The following is a 3,875-nucleotide window of genomic DNA, read 5'->3' on the forward strand; positions in this document are numbered from 1 at the left end:
AGACACCCAGTTCCTAATTCAGATCAGAGGCTTACGCCACTCCCGCCAACCCTTCAGGACACTTTTGGTGAATAAGGCGGGTTAACAAAAGTAAAGCTACGGAACTAATCTGCGATAATTTTGCTCGCCGCTATGTCGCTGAAATGCAACAGCCGCAAGCCCGTCCTCGGGGCGGCTGCAAAGGAGGAGAAGAAGCCGCTAGGCTCAGGAGGGCTTTGTCCATTGGAAGATGCTGTTGATCGCGATCAACACAGCCGTGGATATAAGGTGAATGGTGAACATCCCAATCACGCAGCTTTTTCGTGCCGCGTTTAGTTCGAACGCCAATTCCCCGACAATGAGCGTGTGCCTGCTCGGTCCTTTTCCGCATTCGCATTCTGTTCGATCGCTTCCCACTCCGCTCGCGTATGGCAAGTGCGCTTGGGCATGAACGACCCTGTTACCGTTTCCCGGCGGCAGATTTTCTTTTCCGCGGCGCTCCCCGCTGACATCGCCTGACCAGACGGTGCATCGGCTGCGAAAGTCGGCGGAGCCAGCACAGACCCGCAGATCAGAATGATGGGAAACAGCTTCATCGAAAATTCCTCCTTTACGAAAAAGGCGGCCTCGACAAGAGACCGCCTCTTCTGTTTGCATTTCGTCCGATCAGAACTTGAAGCGCGCGCCGGCCCGGAAAATCCGGCCATACACGCCTTCGCCCGCCTGAACCGAGTTGTACAGGAACGCACCATAGGTGACCGGGTCGATGTCCGGCAGGTTGTCGAACAGATTGATGACGTTCACATAGAAGTTCACCTTATCCGTGACCTTGAAGTTCGTGTTCAGGTCGAAGGTGATGTACTTGGACACATGACAGTCGCCGTAGCCAGGCGACAGACCGCAATCCTTATACTCATTCCCCTGATCCATCGCCGACAGGTCATAGCCCGACGTGTAGTTGACGGTGCCAGTCAAAGCCAGCTTGCCGAAGTCCAGCGTATTCGACCAATAGCCATGCCACTTGAACGTGCCCGAACCAGCCGTCAGGTTGAAGTTACCCAGGGTACCGACATATTTTTCGGTCGTGCCGTCGGGGAAGGTCGTGCTGAGATTGATCAGCATGGAAGCTTCCAGATTGCTCGACCACTTCACACCGCCAAAATCGTGAGTGAAGTTCGCGCCGAAGTCGATACCTTCCGACTTGATGGTGTCGGAGTTGATCAGCGTCGATTCAACGAAGGCTATACGCGGAGTGGCCGTCGGATTGTTAACGTCCGGCGCGTCGGCGATGACGTTGAAGCCGGCCGGGATCGGCTGGCCGGCGTAATAAGCTGCGATAGCAGGCGCCGTCGACGGGGAGGTGATCGCCCCAGTCTTCTTGATGTTGTAATAGTCAACGGTGAATGACAGGTTGCGGATCGGCTCGAACACCGCGCCGGCCGTGAAGCTGCGCGACTTCTCTGGGTTGAGATTGGGCGAAGCCAGCGTCGTCTGACCGATAGAGTAGTTGGTCAGATAGGTCGGGCAGGATGCCGGTGTAGTGGCACAAGCCGCACCATATTGAGCGCGGAAAGCCGCCGGGATGTTGGCGGCAACCTGCGACACATAACCGGTGGTCGGCAAAGCATTGGCTTCACCGAAGGACGGGATACGGAAGCCCTTCGAATAGGTGCCGCGCAGCAGCAACTGACGAACCGGCTTCACCTTGATGCCAAATTTGGGCGAGAAGGCGCTTTGACCCGAGCTATAGTGGTCATAACGACCCGACGCTTCCAGTTCGACTTGGTCGATGACAGGAGCGACGATTTCACCGAAGGCCGACGAAACGGTGCGGCTACCCTTGGTACCAAATGCGTTGAGAGTGAAATAACGCATGGTGGGACCATTGATGTCCGAGTTGGCGCTGGGAGCGTCGACGGCTTCATGATAGATCGATCCGCCGATCGCGACCTGCAGCGGACCGCCCGGCAAATCTGCGATCGCCTTCGACATGGTGAACTGGCCCTGATACAGGTCCGACGAGGCATTCGAGATGTTCGTTGGCGTCAGATAATCCTGAACGTCTTGGCTGTTCGCGGCCGGATTGACGAAGTTATACGACCCGTCCTTGATCACATCCAGCAGGTGCTGGATATAGACATAGCCATCCATCTTGCGGCGCAGATCGGTGTGCATCGCCGTAAAATCGACCTTGTAGTCGACATCGTCGAATATCGTGCCCTGAATGCCAGCAGCAGCGCGATAGACGCGGCTGCGGGTTTCCTTGGACGTGATCGTCGTGGGAAGGCCGCCGATGATCAGCGCATTCTGGCCGGCCGTAGCAAACGGATTGTTTGGATTCAGCGTGCCGTTGGTCGCGGTGCACGGGCCAACGGTAGAACGAGCGCAGACATAGACGGGCAGCGACAGCACGAACGAGCCAGGCGCGCGCACGGCGGCATTGCTCGACGTCGAGAACTGCGGATAAAAAATGCCGGTCGGCGCATTTCCGCGGATCGTCGGCGGACCACCGGTATAGCTGACGGTGGACTGCTGGAAATTGACAGACAGATATGCTTCCGACGTATCGCCAACGCGAGCTGTGATGCGTGCGGAACCGCCGAAACGCTGAATTTCGGGAGCGACGACACCATATTTGTTCACGCCGTCCTCGTTGCAGACGAGGTTTGGAATATTGGCGTTGTTGCTGGGTGCGCGGTCTGCAGCCGTCGGGGCATAGGGCGTACCGTTGATGCAACGGCCGGCCAGCAACTGATAGCGGCTGCCCGCAATTGCGGTGTTGGTGAGAGCGTCTGCTGGGCGAACATACAGGTTGCCTAGATTGTAATTACCATCGCCCTGCGCTGTCAGCGTGCCATTATTTTCCAGAACGCCGTTCGCGTCCAGACCATAGGCCTGGCCGTTATGGCCGCCGATGCCGCGCTGATCGGAAGAATTAAAGGGTGCATCAAGCTGACGATTATAAACCGCTTCCGAATGATAGTAGAAGCCGCTGATATAAGCGTTGAAACCATTGTCATCCAGATCGCCGGTGCCGGCCATCAGCGACAGGCGTTGACTGCCCCCAGCGCCATTTTCGGCAACACCTGCCTCGACCCGACCGGCAATGCCCTTGAATTCACGCTTGGTGATAATGTTAACCACGCCGGCAATGGCATCCGCGCCGTAGCTGGAGGAAGCGCCGTCCTTCAGGACTTCGACATTTTCAACGATATCGTCCTGAATGGTGTTGAGGTCGACGAAATTACGCGAACCGTCGTCCGCCAGCGGGTAATAAGCAGCGCGCAGGCCGTCGAACAGCACGAGCGTCGAGTTGGTTGACAGACCACGCAGCGAGACAGCGGATGCACCGCCAGCGAAAGCGCCGTTGGCAGTGAAGCCGTTGGTAAGGGCGGGGCCGTTATTGGAGGCCAGTTTCTGAATGCCGTCCTGCACGGTGTTGATGCCACGGCGGTCCAGTTCCTCAGTTGTGACCCGGGTCACTGGCGAGGGTGTTTCGGCGTCAGTGCGGCGAATAATGGAACCGGTAACGACGATCGTGTCACTAGACGGTTCGTCCGAGGAAGCTTGCGACGCTTGCGCGAATGCGGGTGCGGAGAAAGTCGTAAGGCCGGCGCTGACAAGAGTCAGCACCTGGAGAGCCGCGCCACCGCGCAGCCCAATCTTGGTTATGGTCTTCACTATCCAGTCCCTTGCTCTGGAGGTTCGCGGATTGCCCCGCGCGCTTTTTTGACGCGTGAAGAGAGCGAAAGGAGCCCGACAGCAAGCCCTCTTCACACGCACTGCGGGGCACTCTGCTCAGTCGTTTTATGGAGACCTGTGCGCGGGTGGGCGTAGCACTCTAAAATCTTATGGATATTCGACGAGCGTTCGATCCGGCCTATGCTTTGCAGGCG

At 57.4% G+C, this 3,875-nt stretch carries 2 protein-coding genes; both read right to left on the reverse strand.

From position 1 onward, the window contains the following. Positions 1 to 311: 311 nt before the first annotated feature. On the reverse strand, positions 312 to 575 hold the full coding sequence (locus K7W03_RS26800) for a hypothetical protein (protein WP_222887972.1): 264 nt from the start codon (positions 573 to 575) through the stop codon (positions 312 to 314). Positions 576 to 645: 70 nt separating this feature from the next. Further along, on the reverse strand, positions 646 to 3,660 hold the full coding sequence (locus K7W03_RS26805) for a TonB-dependent receptor domain-containing protein (RefSeq protein WP_222887970.1): 3,015 nt from the start codon (positions 3,658 to 3,660) through the stop codon (positions 646 to 648). Positions 3,661 to 3,875: the final 215 nt, after the last annotated feature.

The sequence above is a fragment of the Sphingobium sp. PNB genome (assembly GCF_019873065.1).
GTDB lineage: Bacteria > Pseudomonadota > Alphaproteobacteria > Sphingomonadales > Sphingomonadaceae > Sphingobium > Sphingobium fuliginis.

What these genes read in the sequence shown, in the direction of transcription:
- K7W03_RS26800 (WP_222887972.1), bottom strand. Translation starts at nt 575, where the DNA reads ATGAAGCTGTTTCCCATCATTCTGATCTGCGGGTCTGTGCTGGCTCCG.